We start from the raw sequence: 18,190 nt of genomic DNA, 5'->3' as shown, positions 1-18,190 counted from the left end.
CGCATCGTGCCCGAAGCAACGCTAGCCGCAGTCGTCGAAGAGCTCGAAACGTTGTACGACCCCGCGTGGGCCGAGTCCTGGGACGCGGTGGGCCTGGTCTGCGGCGACCCGGCCGCCGCCGTGCGCCGGGTGCTCTTCGCGGTCGACCCGGTCCGCACGGTCGTGGACGAGGCGCTGGCCTGGGGCGCCGACCTGGTCGTCACCCACCACCCGCTCTACCTGCGCGGCACCACCAGCGTGGCGGCGACCACGTTCAAGGGCCGCGTGGTGCACACGCTGATCAAGAACGACGTCGCCCTCTACACCGCGCACACCAACGCCGACGTGGCCGACCCCGGCGTCTCCGACGCGCTCGCCCGCGCGGTCGGCCTCACCGGCGACCTCGTCCCCCTCCGCCCCGCCGCCGACGACCCGCGCCGCGGCCTGGGCCGGATCGGCTCGCTGGCCGAGCCGGTCACGCTCGCCGAGTTCGCCGCCCGCGCCGCCGCGGGGCTGCCGCGCACCGCCTGGGGCCTGCGCGTCGCGGGCGACCCCGACCGCAGGGTGCGCAGGATCGCGGTCAGCGGCGGCGCCGGCGACTCCCTCCTCGGTACGGCACGCGCGGCCGGCGTGGACGCCTTCCTCACCGCCGACCTGCGCCACCATCCGGCCAGTGAGTTCGTCGAGGCGGGCGGCCCGGCGCTGCTCGACGCGGCCCACTGGGCCACCGAATGGCCCTGGCTGGGCCAGGCCGCCGCGCTCTTGACGTCCGTGCTGGGCGCGCGGGGGATTACTGTTGAGACGCGCGTCTCCGAGACGGTCACGGACGCCTGGACGACAACAGCACAGTGCGAGGATACGAAGTGAAAGCAGCCCCAGAAGCACAGAAGCGTCTGCTCGAGCTCGCGAAGCTCGACTCCGTCCTCGACCGCCTGGCGCATCGCCGCCGGACGCTGCCCGAGCTCGCGGAGATCGACGAGCTCTCGGGCCGGCTGGCCCGCCTGGTCCCCCAGGTGATCGCCCTGGAGACCGAGGTCAGCGACCTCGGGCGGGACCAGACCAAGGCCGAGTCCGATGTCGAAGCGGTGCGCGCCCGCGCCGACCGCGACCAGAAGCGGCTCGACTCCGGCCAGGTCGGCTCCGCCAAGGACCTCGCCGGCCTCCAGTCCGAGATCGCCTCGTTGCAGCGCCGGCAGGGCGACCTGGAAGAGGTCGTCCTGGAGATCATGGAGCGCCGCGAGTCGGCCGAGGAGAAGCTCGCCAAGCTGGTCGCCGAGCGCGACGAGATCAGTGGCGGCCGCGCCGACGCCGAGGACCGCCGCGACGCCGGCCTCGCCGAGATCGACAAGGAGCACGCCCAGGCCGCCGGCGGCCGTTCCGGGCTCACCGCGGACATCCCCGCCGACCTGCTGGCGCTCTATGAGAAGCTGCGCGGCCAGTACGGCGTGGGCGCCGCGATGCTGCACGGCGGCCGGTGCCAGGGATGCAAGGTGTCGCTGTCCATCGCCGACCTCAACCGGATCAGGTCCGCCGCGCACGACGAGGTCATCCGCTGCGAGGAGTGCCGCCGCATCCTCGTCCGGACCGCAGAGTCGGGCCTGTGACGGCTTTCGTCGTCGAGGCCGACGGCGGGTCGCGCGGCAACCCGGGCCCCGCGGGCTACGGCGCCGTGGTCAAGGACGCCGCCGACGGGCAGGTTCTCGCCGAGGCCGCCGAAGCCCTCGGCACCACCACCAACAACGTCGCCGAGTACCGCGGCCTGATCGCCGGCCTCGCCTCCGTCCTCGCGGTGGGCGGGGACGGCGCACGGGTCGAGGTCCGGATGGACTCCAAGCTGGTCATCGAGCAGATGGCCGGCCGCTGGAAGATCAAGAACGAGGGCCTGCGCCCGCTCGCGCTGGAGGCCGCGGCCATGGCCCGCCGCCTCAAGGTCACCTGGACCTGGATCCCGCGCGAGCGCAACCGCCACGCCGACCGCCTCGCCAACGAGGCCATGGACGCCGCAGCCAAGGGCCGCACCTGGCACCCCACCTCCGCCCCGCCGCCCACCCCCGGCCCGCCCCCCTCCTCCGGCGCGCCCCCCGCCTCGGCCTCCGCGTCCGGCGGTGACCTCGGGCCCGGTACGGGTGTCCAGGACTCCCTCTTCGCCGCCCCGGACACCGCCCCGGACACCGACCCGCTGACCGACGCCGCCGTCTCGGAAGCCGCCGTGTCGGCCCCTGTGTCGGCTCCCGTGTCGGCTCCCGCACCGGCGGTGGGCGCCGCCGGCGGGCGTGGCACCGGGTGGCGTCCGCCGACGAGCACCGCCACCGTGCTCCTGCTGCTCCGGCACGGGGAGACGCCGCTGTCGGTCGAGCGCAGGTTCTCCGGCCTCGGCGACCCCGAACTGACCGGCCAGGGCACGGCCCAGGCCGAGGCCGCCGCCGTACGGCTGGCGCGCGAGCCGTACGGGATCGACGTGATCGTGAGCTCCCCGCTCAGGCGGGCCAGGGCCACCGCGGAGATCGTCGCCGCGCGGGTGGGCGTCCCCGTCGTCGTCGAGGACGGGCTGCGGGAGGTCGACTTCGGCGACTGGGAGGGGCACACCTTCACCGAGATCCAGCGTCGCTGGCCGGCGGAGCTCGCCGCCTGGCTGGCCGACCCCGGCGTCGCCCCGCCCGGGGGAGAGAGCTTCGCCACGGCGACCGGCCGGGTCGAGGAGGCCAGGGAACGCCTCCTCGGCGAACACCCGGGCAAGACGATCCTGGCCGTCTCGCACGTCACGCCCATCAAGACGCTGCTGCGGCTGGCGCTGACGGCCCCCGCGGAGGCGCTCTACCGCATGCACCTCGACCTGGCCTGCCTGTCGGTCATCGAGTACTACGCCGACGGCCCCGCCGTGGTGAAGGCCCTCAACGACACGTCCCACCTGCGCTGACCGGCTCCGCCCCGGACGGCGCCCCAGGGCCGTGCCGGCATCCAGGCGAACCGGCACGGCCCCGCGTCCCCCCGCCCTCCCCGGCGGCGACATCCCCATCCGACCGTGCCGCACCTGCCTCCCGGTTGTGGATCACTTGGGACGCGTTAGGCTAGAGGTACGGCGGACGAGCCGGCCGGGCGGCCGCGTCGGGCCCTACGGGGCTCGCCGAGGAAGGTCCGGGCTCCACAGGGCAGGGTGGTCGGTAACGCCGACCCGGGGTGACCCGCGGGACAGTGCCACAGAGAGCAGACCGCCTCCCCGAAACGGGAGGTAAGGGTGAAAGGGTGGTGTAAGAGACCACCAGCGCCCACGGTGACGTGGGCGGCTAGGTAAACCCCACCCGGAGCAAGGTCAAGAAGGGGCGGCCCGTAAGGACCGTCCCGCGCGCGACGTTCGAGGGCTGCCCGCCCGAGCCGCGCGGGTAGATCGCTTGAGGCCGTCGGCAACGACGGCCCTAGATGGATGGCCGCCGCCCGCCAACGCGGGCACAGAACCCGGCCTACAGGCCGACTCGTCCGCCCTGCCTGGTGTCCACCGGTGGAAACAGTTCCCGGCCGATCATGTGGACGGGCATCCGATTGAGGTCACCCCTTGATCCCGCCCCGTGTGCTGTCCCACGATGACGAGGGACGGACCCGCAGGAAGGGGATCGAACGTGGCGGACCAGCCTGAGCCCTTGCAGCCTTCGGACCTGTCGGGGGTGGTCGCGAACGCGAAAGGCGTTGAGGAATTACGGTCTGACGCGAGAACCGTGGGCCACCAGGATCAGTTGGCGCTCATCTCGCGGCCGGGACGCCCAGGGGCCCCTTGGTCTACGCCGTCGCCGGAAGTTTCGCCCTCTCCGCCGACGAGTGGCAGGTTCTCGACTCGCTTGTCGACTGGGAGAAAGACAAGATAATCAAGCCTCCGCCGACCTGGAAAATCTCCATCGGGGGCAAGCAGTACGACCTTGGAGTGGGTGCGCAACTTGTGGGGCAAAGCTCGGACGGCGGAGCTTTCATCCGTTGGAGTCGCGAAAATCAGTACTTAGCCATAGGGGCGTACCTGGACAGCTCAGACCCAAATGGTGACGCTGTCAGCAGGAGGCTCGAAGTCTGCATGGACGATCTCGACGCCCTTCTCTAGATGATCGCGGCCGGCACCCGGTGTGAAGCGAATGATTCACGGGCGCTCGGGAGCGGCGAGCAGGCCGCGGTTGTAGCCCTCCGCGACCGCGGCCGCGCGGTCGTTGACGTCGAGCTTCGTATAGATGTTGAGCAGGTGTGTCTTGACCGTGGCCTCGGTGATGAAAAGCTGGGCGGCCGCCTCCCGGTTGGTGTGGCCGGACGCGACCAGGCGCAGCACCTCCAGCTCGCGCCGGCTCAGTGGGCCGGTCGGGGGTGCCGGGGTGCGCAGCCGGCTCATCAGGCGGGCGGCCACCGACGGCGAGAGCGCGACCTCGCCGCGGGCGGCCGAGCGTACGGCGCGCAGCAACTCGTCCCGCGGCGCGTCCTTGAGCAGGTAGCCGGTGGCGCCGGCCTCGATCGCGGGCAGCACGTGGCTGTCGGTGTCGTAGGTGGTCAGCACCAGCACCCGGGCCGGTACGCCGCGCCGGGTCAGCTCTCCGATCGCGGTGACGCCGTCCATGCCGGCCATCCGCAGGTCCATCAGGATCACGTCCGGCCCGAGCGCCTCGGCCAGCCGGACCGCCTCAGCCCCGTCCGCCGCCTCGCCGACCACGGTGAACTCCGGGTCGCGGGCGAACATGCTGCTCAGCCCGTCCCGCACCACCGGGTGGTCGTCGGCGACGAGCAGCTTGATGGGGTCACTCACGAACGTACCTCCGGTGCCTCGGCGGGCAGGCAGGCCGAGATCCCGGTCCCGCCCCCCACCTCCGATTCGATCTGCAACGTGCCCGACAACGCCTCGATCCGCTGCCGCATCGCCACCAACCCGAAGCCCCCGCTCCGACTGCCGCCGGACGGATCCGATCCGCCGCCTGAGCCGGAGGACGGGGAGGCGGACGGCGCGGAGACGAGGGTGGCCAGGTTGAAGCCCTGGCCGTCGTCGCGGATGTCGAGGGCGGTCTGGTGGTCCATGTAGGTGAGAGTGAGGCCGACTCGGGTGGCGGTGGGGGCGTGCTTGGCGACGTTGGCCAGGCCCTCCTGGGCGATCCGCAGCAGGGCGACCTCGGCCTCCGGGCGCATCGTGCGGGTGCCGCCGGTGATGGCGACCTGGGCGGGGACGCCGTGACGGGCCGACCATCTGGCCGCCACCTCGGTGATGGCGTCGGCCAGGCGGCCGGTCTCCAGTGGCTCCGGGCGCAACTCGTTCACCGAGCGCCGCGCCTCGGTCAGGCTCTCCCGGGCCAGCGCGGTCGCCGCCGCGTGGTGCCGGCGCCACGCGGCCGGGTCGTCGGCCGCGTGCTCGGCCGCCTGCAACTGGGTGACGATGCCGGTCAGGCCCCGGGCCAGCGTGTCGTGGATCTCCCGAGCCATCCGGGCCCGCTCGTCCAGGACGCCGGCCGCGCGGGCCTGCTCGACCAGCCGTTCCTGCAGCGCCGCGTTCTCGGTCACGGCCGCGGCCAGCCGCGCGTTGGCCTCCCGGGCCTCGCGCAGCGCCGCCTCCCGGGCGTCGTAGTACCGGGCGCTGATCTCGCCGATCCAGGCCACCAGGCACATCGGCGCGATGTTGACGACCAGGATGGCCAGGTACTCGAGGCGGCCGACCCAGGTGCCGGGGTCCACGCCGGACGCCTGGGCCGTGCCGGCCACCACCGCGACGGCGGCGACGAAGTACAGCTCGCGCGGCCAGCCGATGATCCGGTACGCGTAGAAGTACAGCGCGGGCGTGTAGAAGCCGAACCATGGGTCGCGCAGGACCATGACCAGCCCGAACAGGATCAGGCCGGTCAGGAAGACGCCCATCACGCCGACCCGGCCGCGCCACGACGGGTGCAGCGTGAAGAACACCAGGTTCCACACCGCGGCCGCCGCGCAGAGCGTGAGGTCGATGGCGAGGGAGCGCGGCTGGTCGTGCCTGAAGGCGATGGTCTGGGCGGCCAGGACGGCCAGCAGCACGTAAGGAACCACGGTGACCATGGGGCTGAACCGTTGTTCCCAGCCCGCCGGCCCGGCCATCTGCCAACTCTGCATCGCGCACCTACTCCCAGCGGAACAATTTAGCCGCCGCCCCGGTCGCCCACGTGAGCAACGTGACCAGGGCGAACCGGTGCCCGTTCGTGGCGTCCTGTATGGCGGTGACCGTGGCGCCATCGGGGTGACGTGGCAGATGTGCCGGCGGGTCGCGGCCCAGTACGCGAATCCGGCCCCGGTCGGCGTCCGCAGGCCCACGGCGCACTCCACCGTCGCTCACGGCCGGACCGCCGGGCGCCGGTTGATCTGTACGACCACGGCCAGCAGGAGCAGGCCGCAGATGCCCTGTTCGAGCTTGAGCCAGAGCGGGAACGCGCCGGGCACCGCGATGATCACCACGATCGCGACCAGCATGGCCGCGGTGACGACGCGCAGCCGCAGCAGCATCCGGCGGTCGCCGCGGGCCGCCCGGACCGCGATGAACAGGGTGAGCAGCGAGGCGGCGGCGACGATGGTGCCGCGGATCCAGACCGCGGTGGTGACCATCGCCGCGTCGTGCCGGAACACGATCACCGCCACCAGTGTCAGCACGCTGACCGCGGCGTACCCGCCGATCAGCCAGATCACATTGCGCATGCCGATTCGCCTCCGTCGTATCTGTCGTTCTCCGACGGAAATCAGCGTCGCAACGCGGGCACCCCATGCGGATCAGCCGATCGCCGGGGCAGGCGGTGGAATCCGCCGCTCGCCCATGCGGTGGAGCGACTCCACCGATCGGTGGAGCCGGAGGCGGTGCGCCCGATCACGCGATGGCCCTCTCCATGTCCGACACCACGCCTGTCACCAACCGAGCGGGGCGGTCTAACCGGTGTCGAAGCCCTTCGCCATGATCGACTCGGTGATGTGATCCACGAAGGCGCACAGGTCGCATGGCGTGGCCGGGATCCCGGCATACTCAGGCGCCGGCTCGGCGGCGCAGCGGCCGGGTCTGTCCATGTCGCTGCCGGAGGACGGGGCCGCCGGGCGGGGGACCAGGGGAAGCCGGAGAGCGAAACGCGCGCCGCCGATGGCGGAGTCTCCGGCGTCGAGGGTCCCGTGATGGGCCTGGGCGATCTCGCGGGCGATGGCGAGGCCGAGGCCGGTGCCGCTGCAGTCGCGGCTGCGGGCCGCGTCGAGCCGGCTGAAACGATCGAAGATCCGTTCCCGGTCTGCCTCGGCGATCCCCTCGCCGTCGTCGGAGACGGACAGTTCCGCCACCTGCGCGTCGCAGGTGACCTCGACCCGCACCCTCCCCTTGGCATGCCGTTGCGCGTTGTCCAACAGGTTGGTGAGCAGCCGGATGATCTGGACGCGGACCGTGTTCACGTACGCCTCGGAGCAGCTCCGCAGTTCCACCCTGAGCCGGTCCTCCCGCCGGGCGACCTCGTTCCGGACCAGCTCGGCCAGGTCCACCCGCTCCTTCTCGGCCGGCGCCGGGTTGCTGGCCTTGGAGAGCAGGAGCAGGTCGCCGATGATGGCTTCGAGGCGGCCGACGTCGTCCAGCGCGCGATCGAGCACGTCGTGAACGTCGTCCACGCCGGGATGCAGCTGGGCTTCCTCAAGCTCCGCGCGCAGTCCCGCGACGGGGCTGCGCAGCTCGTGCGAGGCGTCGGAGGCGAACTGCTGCTGCTGCACCAGCGCCTGGTTCAACCGTCCCAGCCTGCAGGTGACCGTCCTGACGGTACGGGTGACCTCGTCCTCTCCCACCTGGGCGGGGACCTCACAGCACACGTGCCGCAGATCCGAGGGCACCGGGAGCCCGTCGATGTAGTCGCACAGACCGGTCAGTTGTCGCTTGTCCATATCAGCCCTTCGATCTCCGAGGATGTGGGCACGGCCGGTTGGTCGTAGGGCGACATCGGGCACATGGCGTCACCGGCTCATCCGGCGGGAACGTCCCGGATGGATCCACGCGAAGCGAAGTCGTCCTCTCGGGGATGTCCGGGTGACCTGGGTCGAGTTCCGGACCGGAGGCGTTGTCCTTAGAACGCTAGAGGTGACGCGGCACGTCCGCCACCCTCAGGTGGGCCGACGGCCACCCCCAGATGGGCCGAACGGAGGGCGGCCCGGCGAGCCGGGCAGGAGTTTCGTCCGGGTGGCCACGATAACGGCCTCCAGCTGGCTGTGCGCGTGCAGCTTCGTCAGCACGTTCTTGACGTGGCCCCGGGCGGTGTGCACGCTCACGACGAGTCTTTCCGCGATCGAACGGGGGTCGAGCCCCTCGCCCATCAGCTCCAGGACGTCGAATTCGCGGGCGGTCAGCCCGGGCCAGTTCTCGCGACCGGCCGGTGACGGCGTGCCCGGCCCCGGGTCCCGGAGGAGCGCCTGGAGGGTGCTGCCCTCCAGCATGATGATCTTCTGATCGACCGAGGCCCGGATGACCTTGAGAATGTCAGGGAAAGTGCTGTCCTTGGCGAGAAATCCGGCAGCGCCCGCGGTGGCGGCGGCCACGAGCAGGTCGGGAGTGGCGTCCCCGGTCAGGATGAGCACGCGAGCCTCCGGATGAGACGCCTTGATCCTTCTCGTCCCCTCGATCCCGTCGACGTCGGGCAGGTGGATGTCCATCAGGACGACATCCGGGCTGTGAGCGGCAGCCAGCGGTACGGCGTCCGCGATGGTTCCCGCGGCGCCCACGCACTCCAGGTCCGGCTGGGCGTCGATCGCGATCTCAAGGGCGCCGGCGAGTGCCCGCTGATCCTCGACCACGAGAACTCGCGTCATCGGACATCCCCGCTCCCTGCGGTCCGGGACGTTCCCCGGCTCGTGCCCACCGCGGCCGGTCCCGCTCCGTGTGCGATACGTGCGTCAGGGGGTACGGAGAGTGGGGACGCGACCCGAACGGCGTGCCCGCCCCGGCGGAGCGCACGGCACGGCCCACGACCGGTCCGGTGGCCTTAGTGGTGACGTTACGTGTGCGCACGGTGATGGGCAAGTCCTCTTCGGCAGGTCTTCACGAGGGTGAGGTGTGACGGTGGCCCGTACGAACGCGAGGCGGTTGAGGCGGCCCGCGCGCCCGAGCCGGAGCTCCAGGTGATCAGATACTCGTTCCAGCTGTACGTGGCGGGGGACACGGCCCGCTCGAAGTCCGCGGAGGCCAATCTGCGCTTCCTGTGCGACTCTCTCTTCCCCGGCACCTACGAGGTCGAGGTCATCGACACCTCGCAACGCCCCGACCTCGCGGAGCAGGCGTGGATCCTGGCCACGCCGACGGTGATCCGGCTCGCCCCGTCACCGCAGCGGCGGGTGATCGGGGATCTCTCCGACCACGGTCGCGCGGCGATCGCCCTCGGCCTTCCGTCTCAGGACGAATCTCCTTCGGAAGGGGTGTGACGATGGCGGGCAACACGATCGAGCGGGTTCCCACCGGGATCAACGGCTTCGACCACATCGCGCTGGGCGGGCTGCCCGCCAGGCGGTCCACGCTCGTGAGCGGTACGACCGGCAGCGGTAAGACGCTGTTCGCCGTCGAGTTCCTGGCCCGCGGGATAACGCACCACGACGAGGCCGGAGTCTTCGTCACCTTCGAGGAGACGGCCGCCGACATCCGGCGCAACTCGGCGTCGCTGGGCTTTCCGCTCGAAGAGTGGGAGAGAGATCGCAGATGGGCGTTCGTCGACGTGTCGGCGGACATCGGGGAGGACGCACCGGTCATCGGGGCCTTCGACTTCGGCGGTCTGCTGGCCCGCATCCGGCACGCCGTCCAGCAGACCGGGGCCCGCAGGGTCGCGGTGGACTCACTCGGTGCGATCTTCACACGCTTCGCCGACTTCAGCACCGTGCGTCATGAGCTGCATCAGATCGCCTCCGCGCTGAAAGAGCTAGGGGTCACCGCCGTGCTCACCGCGGAGCGGCCCGAGGAGTACAACGGCGTGACCCGCTACGGGGTGGAGCAGTTCGTGCTCGACAACGTCATCATCCTGCGGAACGTCCTCCAGCACGGCAGGCGCAGCCGGACCGTGGAGATCGTGAAGTTCCGCGGCGCTTCGCACCGCACGGGAGAATGGCTGTTCACCATCGATCCGCGGGACGGGATCGTCGTCGTCCCGCTCGCCTTCCTGGCGCCGTCCGGGCGGACGTCGCTGGAGCGGGTCACATCCGGCAACCGTGAACTGGACGAGATGTGCGGCGGCGGCTTCTACCGGGATGCGCTCGTCATACTGTCCGGGCCCAGCGGCACCGGCAAGACGCTGGCGAGCCTGTGCTTCGCCGCGGCCGCGTTCGGGGAGGGGAAGAAATGCCTGTTCCGCACCTTCGACGAGACCGAGGGGCAGCTCTTCCGCAACGCCGCCGGCTTGGGCCTGGACCTCCAGGCGATGCGGGAGTCCGGCCTGCTGCACGTCGTGTCCGGCTACCCGGAGGAGGCGTCACCGGAGGAGCACTTCCTGCAGCTCAGGCGGACCATCGAGGAGTTCGCGCCCAGCCGGCTGGTGATCGACTCGCTGTCCGCCCTGGAACGGGCCGTCGCCCCCCGCGCGCTGTTCGACTTCGTCATCGCCCTGGTGGCGCTCCTGCGGCAGAACGAGATCACCACACTTCTCACGGCGACACCCAGCGGGCGGCTCATGCCGGCGGGTATGTCCACCCTCGACATGGAGATCGCCGGCCTCGCCGACGTGTCGATCCTGCTCCAGTACGTGGAACGCGTGGGCGAGATCCACCGTGCGATCGTCGTGCTCCAGTCACGGGGCTCCTCCCACGACCAGAGCATCCGTGAGATCACCATCGACGAGACCGGCATGCACATCGGTGAGCCGCTGCGCGACATCTCCCAGGTCCTGACGGGGAACATGCGCACGGACGATCGATGGGCGCCGCCCCGGCCCGGGGAAACCGAAGGGCGCTAGGGTGAGGTCCGGCGGAGAGGGCGCGGCGGGCTCCGGTTCCGCGAGGGCGGGCGAGGCCGGACCCCGGGGCAACATCGACCAGGTGATCGTGTCGGGCTCGGCGGACGGGATCGTCGCCGTCGACGCGCAGGGCATTGTGCGACTGTGCAATCCGGCCGCCGCGGAACTCTTCGCCCGCCGGGCGCAGGATCTCGTCGGCGCCCCGTTCGGCTTCCCCATCGTCGCCGGCACCGCGACGGAGATCGACCTGATGCTGCCCGGCGGCGGCAGGCGAGTCGTCGAGATGCGCGTCACCGTCACGACCCTGGACGACGACCCCCTGTACGTCGCGGCGCTCAGGGACATCACCCGCCGCAGTCACACCGAAGGCGAACTCGCGGCGGCCCTCGACCGGCAGAATGTCGCGGTCGCCATCGCGGCCCACGAGCTGCACAACCCGCTGGCCGCGATCAGCGTGCTGGTGGACCTGTTGCGCGATCATCTGGTGGCCCTCGCGGAGGAGCAGAAGGCCGACATCGTGGACCGGATCGCCGACCGTACGGCACGCCTGCAGGGGCTGGTCCGGAAACTGCTCACCGCTTCGACGATCGACGCGAAGGGAGCGTCCGCCCACCTGGAACGCGTCACCGTGCTCGAAGTGATCCTCGAACGGCTGGGCGAGCTCGACCGGCGACCGGACGAGGTGCGCCTGTCCTGCGGCGCCGAGCTGGTGGCCCTGGTCGACCGCGGGGAGTTCGCGGCGATGCTCGGCAACTACCTGGAGAACGCCCTCGCGTACGGGAGGCCGCCGATCGAGGTGTCCGTGCGCGGCCGGGAGGACTGGATCGACGTGCGGGTACGTGACCACGGGGCGGGTGTGCCGCAGGCTTTCGTGCCCCGGTTGTTCGACCGCTTCAGCCGTGAACCGCACGTCGAGCGGGAGACGGAGGGCACCGGCCTGGGACTCTGGATCGTCCGCCGCCTCGCCCAGGGCAACGGCGGCGACGCCTGGTACGAGGCCGGTGAGGACGGCGGCGCCTGCTTCTGCCTCCGGCTCCGCCGGGCACCGGCGGACTGACCTGCCGGTGCCGGCGGCGTGGACGGGCCCCGGCGGCCTACGGCTGACCTCCGGCGGGCGGGAGATCGCTCCCCGCCCGGGGTCGGCGGGCCGTACCGGCTCGGGGTTCTTCGTGCCCGGCCGTACCGGACCGGCGTAGCTCGGGGGCGGTGACGGAGATCGCGACCACCGCGGCCACGCACAGCAGGCCGCCGCTCACCAGGGCGGCCGTGCCGGAGGTCGCGCCGGCGACCAGGCCGCCGCGCATGTTGCCCACGTCCGGGCCCGCCTGGCCGACGATCTGCTCGGCGGCGGACACCCGGCCGAGCAGGGCGTCCGGGGTGTGCAGCTGCACGATCGTGCTCCGGGACACCACGGCGAGGGTGTCGGCCGCGCCCGCCAGCGCCAGGCAGGCGAGCCCCAGCCACGGGTTCGCCGACAGGCCGAACAGCGCGAGCGTCACGCCCCAGGAGGCCGAGCCGGCGAGCATGACCAGGCCGGGCCGGGGCAGCCGGGTGAACGCGCCGGAGAAGACCGAGGAGATGACGCCGCCGACGGCGATCGCGGACAGGAACAGCCCGAGGGTGCGCGGATCGCCGCCGAACCGTTCGGCGTTGATCAGCGGGAACAGGCTGACCGGCATGGACAGCACGGTCGCGGCGAGGTCGGTGAGCAGCGCGCCGCGCACCGGGCGGCTGCGGGCCAGGAAGCCGAGGCCGTCGAGCACCCCCTGCAGTCCGGGGCGGGCCGGCTCGCCCTCCGGCCGCATCGGCGGCAGCCCGAACGCGCCGTAGAACGCCAGCCCGAACGAGATCGCGTCGATCAGGTAGCACGCGGCGACGCCGAGCCATCCGAGGATCAGCCCGCCCAGCGCCGGCCCGGCCAGCATGGCCGCCTGGAAGGAGATGCGGTTCAGCGCCAGCCCGGCCGCCACCTGGCTCCTGGGCAGCAGCCGCGGGATGAACGTGCGCGCCGCCGGCCCGCCGCCGGCGACGAAGCAGGACTGCGCCGCCACCAGCGCCAGCACCCCGCCCACCGGAAGAGGCCCGAAGAATCCCTGGACGGCCAGCAGCGCCGCGCAGACGGCCTGGCCGGTGGTGGCGATCAGGTAGAAGGTCCGGCGATCGGTGCGGTCGATGATCGACCCGGCGAAGAGCCCGAAGACGACGAGCGGGATCGCCTGGGCGAGCCCGACGGCCCCGGTCCACACGGTGCTGCCGGTCATCTCCCAGACCTGGAACATCACGGCGACGAGCGCCATCTGACTGCCGAACCCGGAGAACACCCCCCCGATCCACAGCCGCCGGAACGCCGGGGACGACCGCAGCGGGGTCACATCCACCAGCGCACGCCTCACGACCATGCGGGATCCTCGGCCAGCTTCTCCGCGATCCGGTCGTGGAAGCTCTTGCGCCGCAGCGCCGCCTCGATGTCGGAGACCACCTGGCCGAGCGGGTAGGGGATCTCCGCCTCGATCTCCGCGACGGCCGCCTCGGTGGCCCGCCACTCGGCCATCAGCCGGTCCATGACCGCGACCGCCCTGTCCGTGAGCAGCACCTTCTTGCTGCGCGCGTCGTCCCCGGCGGCGGTGACGACCAGACCGGCGGCACGCATGGCGGCCACCTTCTGACTCATCGCCGAGTGGGTCCGCTCCACCGACTCGGCCAGCTCGGTGATCGTCATCGGCCCGCGCACGTGCAGCCGGATCAACTCCATCACGTAACTCGGCTTGAGCCCCTCGATCCGCGCCTCGCGGTAGATCCGCGCGATGTCGTCGTCCATGGCCGACTGGAGCAGCCGCAACGGCCGCCACGCACTCTGCTCCGTGGGGTCGGGAAGGTGTTCACTCGTCACCGGGCTAATGTAACAGCGCTTATATAAGTACTGTCACGATGTCCGAATGTAGGTCTTCGGGTTGGGTGCGGTTATCGAGGTGATCACCGGGCGTTCGGGGGCGCCGGTAGACAAGGGGCGTTTCTGAAATCGTCTACGGCCGGGTTCCACGGCCCGGGAGGGCGTGCGCGGGGCTCAAGCTCGGCCTCAGCCACTCGGCCGGGACCGCCGCCTGCGCGGGAGGCGGGCCGGGCGGCTACCGGCACGAGGCGGCCGACGGCGCGCAGATCGCGGGCTGGGCGTCGACTACCTCAAGTACGACTGGTGCTCGATCCCCACCGCGGACGTCCCCGGCCAGAACGTGCAGCAGATCGCCCAGACGCTCTACCCGCCGATGCGGGCGGCGCTCGGCGACTCGGTCGCGTTCGCGATGAACAACGAGGACGGCAGCACCGTCCCGTGGCTGTGGGGCAGGGAACTGGCCACCACATGGCGCACCAACCTGGTGACCAGCCCGCTGGCCGACTCCTATCCCGGCATGGTGACCGCCTGGGAGAACAACATGCTGCGCCAGGAGTACGCCGGGCCGGGTAGCTGGAACGACCCGGACCTGCTGCAGATCGGCCAGGGCGGCATGACGGACAGTACCGGACGCAGCTCAGCCTCTGGGCCGTGATGGCGGCCCCGCTGATCCTGCGGGCCGACCCGGGCAAGGTGTACGCCGCCGTCGCGGGCGACCCCGAGGTGATCGCCGTCGACCAGGACCCGCTGGGCGTGGACGACGAGGTCGACGAGCCGGCCGTCAAGCACGGCTCGGTGGAGTTCCAGGTCTGGGCGGACGGCGAACTGGCCGCCCGCTCCGGCGTGGTCACCGGCGACCAGCCGGCGAAGAAGGTCACCGCCTCGGTGCGGGGCGCCACGTTCGTCCGCCTGGTCGCCACCAACGGCGTCGACAACGCCTACTGGGACCACGCGGACTTCGCCGACGCCAAGATCACCTGTAGCTGACCGCGTAGGCTCGGGATCATGTACGAGATGCCGCCCGCCACCCGGGCCCACGCCGCCTCGGGCGCGCTCTTCTCCGACGGGGACGGCCGGATCATGCTGGTCCAGCCGTCCTACAAGGAGGAGCGCGACATCCCCGGCGGATTCGTCGAGCCGGGCGAGACCCCGTACGCGGCGTGCGTGCGGGAGGTGGCGGAGGAGCTGGGGATCCGGCCGCCGATCGGGCGGCTGCTCGTCGCCGACTGGGCGCCGGACGGGGACGGCGACAAGATCCTCTTCGTCTTCGACGGCGGCGTCCTCGACGACGAGACCCGGGCGGCCATCGTCTTCGCCGACGACGAGCTGACCGGCTACGCCTTCCACCCGGTGCACGAGGTGGACGGGCTGGTGATCGACCGGCTGGCCCGCCGGCTCAGGGCCGCCGTGGCCGCCCGCGACGGCGGCGCGACCGCCTACCTGGAAGGGGGCCTGGCGCTGTGACGGCCCCCGGTGCGTCGCCGGGTGGGCCCGGGCCTCCGGCGTTAAGCTGAGCGAAACAGCACGTCACGGCCGGTGACGTCGCGCTCTACACGGCAGGAAGCCCCATGGCCGCAGCGGTCCGCACCGTCCTCGGCGACATCCCGGCCGGGGAGCTCGGGGTCTGCGACTCCCACGACCATCTCTTCCTGCGCTCGCCGCTGCTGCCCGGCGAGGAGCTCGACGATCCCCGGGCCGCCGAGGCGGAGCTCATCGCGTTCCGCGCGCTCGGCGGCCGGGCCGTCGTGCAGTGGACGCCGTTCGGGCTCGGCCGGCGGGCGGGCGACCTCGTGCGGCTCTCCCGGCGGTGCGGCGTGCACGTGGTCGCCGCCACCGGACTGCACCAGGCCGCCCACTATCCGCCCGCGCTGCTGGACGACGTGATGGGACGGCTCACCGAGATCTTCGTCGAGGAGCTGACCCTCGGCCTGTCGCTGCACGGCGAGGGCGAGGAACCCCGGGCCGGGATGATCAAGGTCGCCGGGCGGTTCCACGTCCTCGACGAGCACGCCCGCCGGGTCATGACCGCCGCCGCCGAGGCCCACCACGCCACCGGCGCCCCCATCGGCGTGCACCTGGAGCTCGGCACCGCCGGGCCGGCCGTGCTCGACCTGCTCTGCGACCGGCTCAAGGTGCCCGCGCCGAGCGTCGTCCTCGGGCACGTGAACCGCTCGCCCGACCCGCGCACCCACCAGGAGATCGCCGAGCGCGGCGCCTACCTGGCCTTCGACGGCCCCACCCCGGCCGGGCACGCCACGGACTGGCGGCTCTTCGACCTCCTCGCCGGGCTCGTCGCCCAGGGGCACGAGGACCGGCTGCTGCTCGGCGCCGACACCACCAGCGCCTCGGCCAGGGCCGCCGGCGGCTGCGGTCCCGGCATGCCGTACCTGCTGGGCGGGCTGCGGACACGGCTGGAGCGGGAGCTGGGCGAGACGGTGGTCGGTAAGCTCCTCGCCGGCAACCCGGCCAGGGCGTTCGCCGCCGACTGGCGGCCGGACCGGCCCGGGACGCGAAGCCGCGTCCCGGCCTAGCCCGGGACGCGCTCCCGCGGGGCCGGAGCACGGCCGTGCTCCGGCCCTGCGGCCCCGCCCGCGCTCAGGAGCCCGCATCGGTGAGGACCTCCTCGGGGATCACGTCCGGCACGCCGCGCAGCCCGGCCAGCGACGCCACCGCGAGGACGGCGATGAGAACGGCCGCGGCCAGGCTCGTCGTGCCGATGGCCTCGACGAACGCCTGCCTAGCCGTGTCCGCCACGGCGGCCCCCAGCTCGGCGGGCAGCGCCGCCGCCGCATCCAGCGCGGTCGGCAGCGAGTCCCTGATCGGGGCGGCGGCCTCGGCGGGCACCCCGGCGGGTAACTGCAGGCCACTCCGGTAGACCCCGGTGAGCAGGCTGCCGAGTACGGCGATGCCGAGCGCGCCGCCCAGCTCGAACGCGGTCTCCGAGATCGCCGAGGCGGCGCCCGCGCGCTCCTTGGGCACCGAGGCGAGCACGGTGTCGTTGGTGACGGCGAAGGTCAGGCCGATCCCCACGCCGCCGACGACCATCCCGGCGAGCAGGTACAGGTAGGAGGTGCCCGCGTCCATCTGGCTGTACAGGGCGAAGGACGTGGCGCTCATCGCCAGTCCCAGCGCAACCACCCGGGCCCGCCCCATCACCGTGATCAGCTTGACCGCCAGGACGCCCCCGACGGCCCCGGCCAGTCCGCCCGGCAGCCCGGCGAGCCCGGCCACCAGCGGCGACCAGCCGATCACGAGCTGGAAGTACCAGGCGAAGACCAGCGACAGCGCGGACATTCCGAAGATCGCGACGAGGTTGGCGGTCACCGCGGCGGAGAAGGCCCTGCGGCCGAACAGCCGGACGTCGATCAGCGGCTCGGCCAGCCGGGTCTGCCGCAGTGCGAACCAGGCCAGCGCGGCCAGGCCGGCGCCCCCGGCGATCCACACCGCCGCCTGCCCCGGGCCGCCGGCCGCCGCCTCCTTGATCGCGTAGATGACGCCGATCACCCCGATCACCGACAGCACCACGCTCACCGCGTCGAGCCGCCCCGGCCGCGGATTGCGCGACTCGGGCAGCACGACCGCGCCGGCGACCAGGATCAGTGCCATGACCGGCAGGTTGATCAGGAACACCGAACCCCACCAGAAGTGGTCCAGCAGCAGGCCGCCGACCACCGGCCCCAGCGCGAACCCCGAGGCGCTCATCCCGCTCCAGATGCCGATCGCCGTGGTGCGCTCGGCCGGTTCGGTGAACGCGTTGCGGATGATGGACAACGTGGACGGCATGATGGTGGCGCCCGCTACGCCGAGCAGGGCGCGCGCGGCGATGAGCAGTTCGGGGGTGGTGGCGTAGGCGGTCAGCGCCGACGCCGCCCCGAAGGCCGCCGCGCCGATGAGCAGCAGCCTTTTGCGCCCGATCCGGTCTCCCACGTTGCCCATCGTGATCAGCAGTCCGGCCAGCGCGAAGCCGTACACGTCGCCGATCCACAGGATCTGCGTGGCGGAGGGAGACAGGTCGGCGGCGAGCTGGGGCAGCGCCAGGTGCAGCACGGTGAGGTCGATGGCCAGCAGGAGTACGGCCAGGCAGGAGATGGCGAGGGTCGCCCACTTGCGGCGGTCGCCGACGGCGGTGTGTTCCATGCCAGGAGAATCGCCGCCCCCGCTGACGGCGCGCGCACAGCCCGCTGACGGCCACACCCCCGATCCCGTCAGCACGCGCCCACCCCCGAAAGACGGAAGCCACGCCCAGCTCCGCGCACCGCGGACCGTGTACTGCGACTGAACCGCGGACCGCGGACCGCGCCCGGCATCGCGGACCGCGACCGGGTCTGAGGGCCGGGTCCGAGGGGCGGGGCGGGGTTTGCGGGCCGAGACCGGGGGGGCGTGTCCGGGGTCGGGACCGCGACCG

The 18,190-nt window shown here is 72.2% G+C and carries 19 protein-coding genes and 1 other RNA gene; 12 read left to right on the top strand and 8 right to left on the bottom strand.

Annotation, left to right across the window (positions count from 1 at the left end; genetic code table 11):
* Positions 1–6 precede the first annotated feature (6 nt).
* From QSK26_RS14415 to QSK26_RS14395, 5 genes are all read left to right on the top strand, one after another.
* Positions 7–846 (top strand): Nif3-like dinuclear metal center hexameric protein, encoded by an 840-nt coding sequence (locus QSK26_RS14415; protein ID WP_285775609.1) that lies wholly within the window; start codon positions 7–9, stop codon positions 844–846.
* Positions 843–1,583, top strand: a complete 741-nt coding sequence (locus QSK26_RS14410) for a zinc ribbon domain-containing protein (protein ID WP_285775608.1) — start codon at positions 843–845, stop codon at positions 1,581–1,583. Before QSK26_RS14415 ends, QSK26_RS14410 begins: the two co-directional genes overlap by 4 nt.
* Entirely contained in the window at positions 1,580–2,896 is a 1,317-nt protein-coding gene (locus QSK26_RS14405; RefSeq protein ID WP_285775607.1) for a bifunctional RNase H/acid phosphatase, read from the top strand. The genes QSK26_RS14410 and QSK26_RS14405 overlap by 4 nt, the downstream gene beginning before the upstream one ends.
* A gap of 167 nt (positions 2,897–3,063) precedes the next feature.
* Positions 3,064–3,456, top strand: an RNA gene (gene rnpB, locus QSK26_RS14400) — RNase P RNA component class A.
* 289 nt (positions 3,457–3,745) lie between these two features.
* Positions 3,746–4,063 carry a hypothetical protein gene (locus tag QSK26_RS14395; protein ID WP_285775606.1) on the top strand — a complete coding sequence of 106 codons (318 nt, stop codon included), beginning with the start codon at positions 3,746–3,748 and terminating at the stop codon, positions 4,061–4,063.
* A gap of 36 nt (positions 4,064–4,099) precedes the next feature.
* On the opposite strand, the gene QSK26_RS14390 is transcribed toward QSK26_RS14395, so the two are convergent.
* The 5 genes from QSK26_RS14390 to QSK26_RS14370 all read right to left on the bottom strand — a co-directional run bounded on the left by QSK26_RS14390 (position 4,100) and on the right by QSK26_RS14370 (position 8,772).
* A complete protein-coding gene (locus tag QSK26_RS14390; RefSeq protein WP_285775605.1) occupies positions 4,100–4,750 on the bottom strand; it encodes a response regulator in 651 nt (216 codons plus the stop codon).
* Complete coding sequence (locus tag QSK26_RS14385) at positions 4,747–6,072, bottom strand: sensor histidine kinase (protein WP_285775604.1); 1,326 nt, start codon at positions 6,070–6,072, stop codon at positions 4,747–4,749. The genes QSK26_RS14390 and QSK26_RS14385 overlap by 4 nt, the downstream gene beginning before the upstream one ends.
* A gap of 216 nt (positions 6,073–6,288) precedes the next feature.
* A complete protein-coding gene (locus tag QSK26_RS14380) occupies positions 6,289–6,648 on the bottom strand; it encodes a hypothetical protein (protein ID WP_285775603.1) in 360 nt (119 codons plus the stop codon).
* 225 nt (positions 6,649–6,873) lie between these two features.
* Complete coding sequence (locus QSK26_RS14375) at positions 6,874–7,854, bottom strand: sensor histidine kinase (protein ID WP_285775602.1); 981 nt, start codon at positions 7,852–7,854, stop codon at positions 6,874–6,876.
* 216 nt (positions 7,855–8,070) lie between these two features.
* Positions 8,071–8,772 carry a response regulator transcription factor gene (locus tag QSK26_RS14370; RefSeq protein WP_285775601.1) on the bottom strand — a complete coding sequence of 234 codons (702 nt, stop codon included), beginning with the start codon at positions 8,770–8,772 and terminating at the stop codon, positions 8,071–8,073.
* Between the two features lie 309 nt (positions 8,773–9,081).
* Between QSK26_RS14370 and QSK26_RS14365 the strand changes: the two genes are divergently transcribed.
* Genes QSK26_RS14365 through QSK26_RS14355 form a run of 3 tightly spaced genes read left to right on the top strand, consistent with a single transcriptional unit; the run spans position 9,082 to position 11,952 of the window.
* Positions 9,082–9,381, top strand: coding sequence for a circadian clock KaiB family protein (locus QSK26_RS14365; protein ID WP_285775600.1), 300 nt, complete (start codon positions 9,082–9,084; stop codon positions 9,379–9,381).
* A gap of 2 nt (positions 9,382–9,383) precedes the next feature.
* Positions 9,384–10,895 carry a circadian clock protein KaiC gene (gene kaiC / locus QSK26_RS14360; protein ID WP_285775599.1) on the top strand — a complete coding sequence of 504 codons (1,512 nt, stop codon included), beginning with the start codon at positions 9,384–9,386 and terminating at the stop codon, positions 10,893–10,895.
* Position 10,896: 1 nt separating this feature from the next.
* Positions 10,897–11,952, top strand: a complete 1,056-nt coding sequence (locus tag QSK26_RS14355; RefSeq protein WP_285775598.1) for a sensor histidine kinase — start codon at positions 10,897–10,899, stop codon at positions 11,950–11,952.
* Between the two features lie 37 nt (positions 11,953–11,989).
* Here QSK26_RS14355 and QSK26_RS14350 read toward each other — a convergent pair whose 3' ends face one another.
* Both QSK26_RS14350 and QSK26_RS14345 read right to left on the bottom strand, forming a co-directional pair.
* Positions 11,990–13,294 (bottom strand): MFS transporter, encoded by a 1,305-nt coding sequence (locus QSK26_RS14350; protein WP_285775597.1) that lies wholly within the window; start codon positions 13,292–13,294, stop codon positions 11,990–11,992.
* Positions 13,285–13,785 (bottom strand): MarR family winged helix-turn-helix transcriptional regulator, encoded by a 501-nt coding sequence (locus QSK26_RS14345; protein ID WP_285775596.1) that lies wholly within the window; start codon positions 13,783–13,785, stop codon positions 13,285–13,287. The genes QSK26_RS14350 and QSK26_RS14345 overlap by 10 nt, the downstream gene beginning before the upstream one ends.
* 163 nt (positions 13,786–13,948) lie before the next feature.
* On the opposite strand from QSK26_RS14345, the gene QSK26_RS14340 reads away from it, so the two are divergent.
* The 4 genes from QSK26_RS14340 to QSK26_RS14325 all read left to right on the top strand — a co-directional run bounded on the left by QSK26_RS14340 (position 13,949) and on the right by QSK26_RS14325 (position 16,316).
* Positions 13,949–14,440, top strand: a complete 492-nt coding sequence (locus QSK26_RS14340) for a hypothetical protein (RefSeq protein WP_285775595.1) — start codon at positions 13,949–13,951, stop codon at positions 14,438–14,440.
* Positions 14,440–14,772: an NPCBM/NEW2 domain-containing protein gene (locus QSK26_RS14335; RefSeq protein ID WP_285775594.1), complete on the top strand. Its 333-nt coding sequence runs from the start codon at positions 14,440–14,442 to the stop codon at positions 14,770–14,772. Before QSK26_RS14340 ends, QSK26_RS14335 begins: the two co-directional genes overlap by 1 nt.
* Positions 14,773–14,790: 18 nt before the next feature.
* On the top strand, positions 14,791–15,249 hold the full coding sequence (locus tag QSK26_RS14330) for an NUDIX domain-containing protein (RefSeq protein ID WP_285775593.1): 459 nt from the start codon (positions 14,791–14,793) through the stop codon (positions 15,247–15,249).
* A gap of 104 nt (positions 15,250–15,353) precedes the next feature.
* Positions 15,354–16,316 (top strand): phosphotriesterase family protein, encoded by a 963-nt coding sequence (locus QSK26_RS14325; RefSeq protein ID WP_285775592.1) that lies wholly within the window; start codon positions 15,354–15,356, stop codon positions 16,314–16,316.
* Positions 16,317–16,380: 64 nt separating this feature from the next.
* Here QSK26_RS14325 and QSK26_RS14320 read toward each other — a convergent pair whose 3' ends face one another.
* Positions 16,381–17,922 (bottom strand): MFS transporter, encoded by a 1,542-nt coding sequence (locus QSK26_RS14320; RefSeq protein ID WP_285775591.1) that lies wholly within the window; start codon positions 17,920–17,922, stop codon positions 16,381–16,383.
* Positions 17,923–18,190: the final 268 nt, after the last annotated feature.

The organism is Microtetraspora sp. NBRC 13810, assembly GCF_030268685.1.
In the GTDB taxonomy this organism is placed as follows: Bacteria; Actinomycetota; Actinomycetes; order Streptosporangiales; family Streptosporangiaceae; genus BSRQ01.
Note: the sequence above shows the minus strand (reverse complement) of the source record. Positions and strands in the feature narration are given on the sequence as shown.

Excerpts from the sequence above, each read along its gene's own strand:
- QSK26_RS14385 (WP_285775604.1), bottom strand. The coding sequence starts at position 6,072 with ATGCAGAGTTGGCAGATGGCCGGGCCGGCGGGCTGGGAACAACGGTTC.
- QSK26_RS14380 (WP_285775603.1), bottom strand. The coding sequence starts at position 6,648 with ATGCGCAATGTGATCTGGCTGATCGGCGGGTACGCCGCGGTCAGCGTG.
- QSK26_RS14375 (WP_285775602.1), bottom strand. The coding sequence starts at position 7,854 with ATGGACAAGCGACAACTGACCGGTCTGTGCGACTACATCGACGGGCTC.
- QSK26_RS14370 (WP_285775601.1), bottom strand. The coding sequence starts at position 8,772 with ATGACGCGAGTTCTCGTGGTCGAGGATCAGCGGGCACTCGCCGGCGCC.
- kaiC (WP_285775599.1), top strand. The coding sequence starts at position 9,384 with ATGGCGGGCAACACGATCGAGCGGGTTCCCACCGGGATCAACGGCTTC.
- QSK26_RS14350 (WP_285775597.1), bottom strand. The coding sequence starts at position 13,294 with ATGGTCGTGAGGCGTGCGCTGGTGGATGTGACCCCGCTGCGGTCGTCC.
- QSK26_RS14335 (WP_285775594.1), top strand. The coding sequence starts at position 14,440 with ATGGCGGCCCCGCTGATCCTGCGGGCCGACCCGGGCAAGGTGTACGCC.
- QSK26_RS14330 (WP_285775593.1), top strand. The coding sequence starts at position 14,791 with ATGTACGAGATGCCGCCCGCCACCCGGGCCCACGCCGCCTCGGGCGCG.
- QSK26_RS14325 (WP_285775592.1), top strand. The coding sequence starts at position 15,354 with ATGGCCGCAGCGGTCCGCACCGTCCTCGGCGACATCCCGGCCGGGGAG.
- QSK26_RS14320 (WP_285775591.1), bottom strand. The coding sequence starts at position 17,922 with ATGGAACACACCGCCGTCGGCGACCGCCGCAAGTGGGCGACCCTCGCC.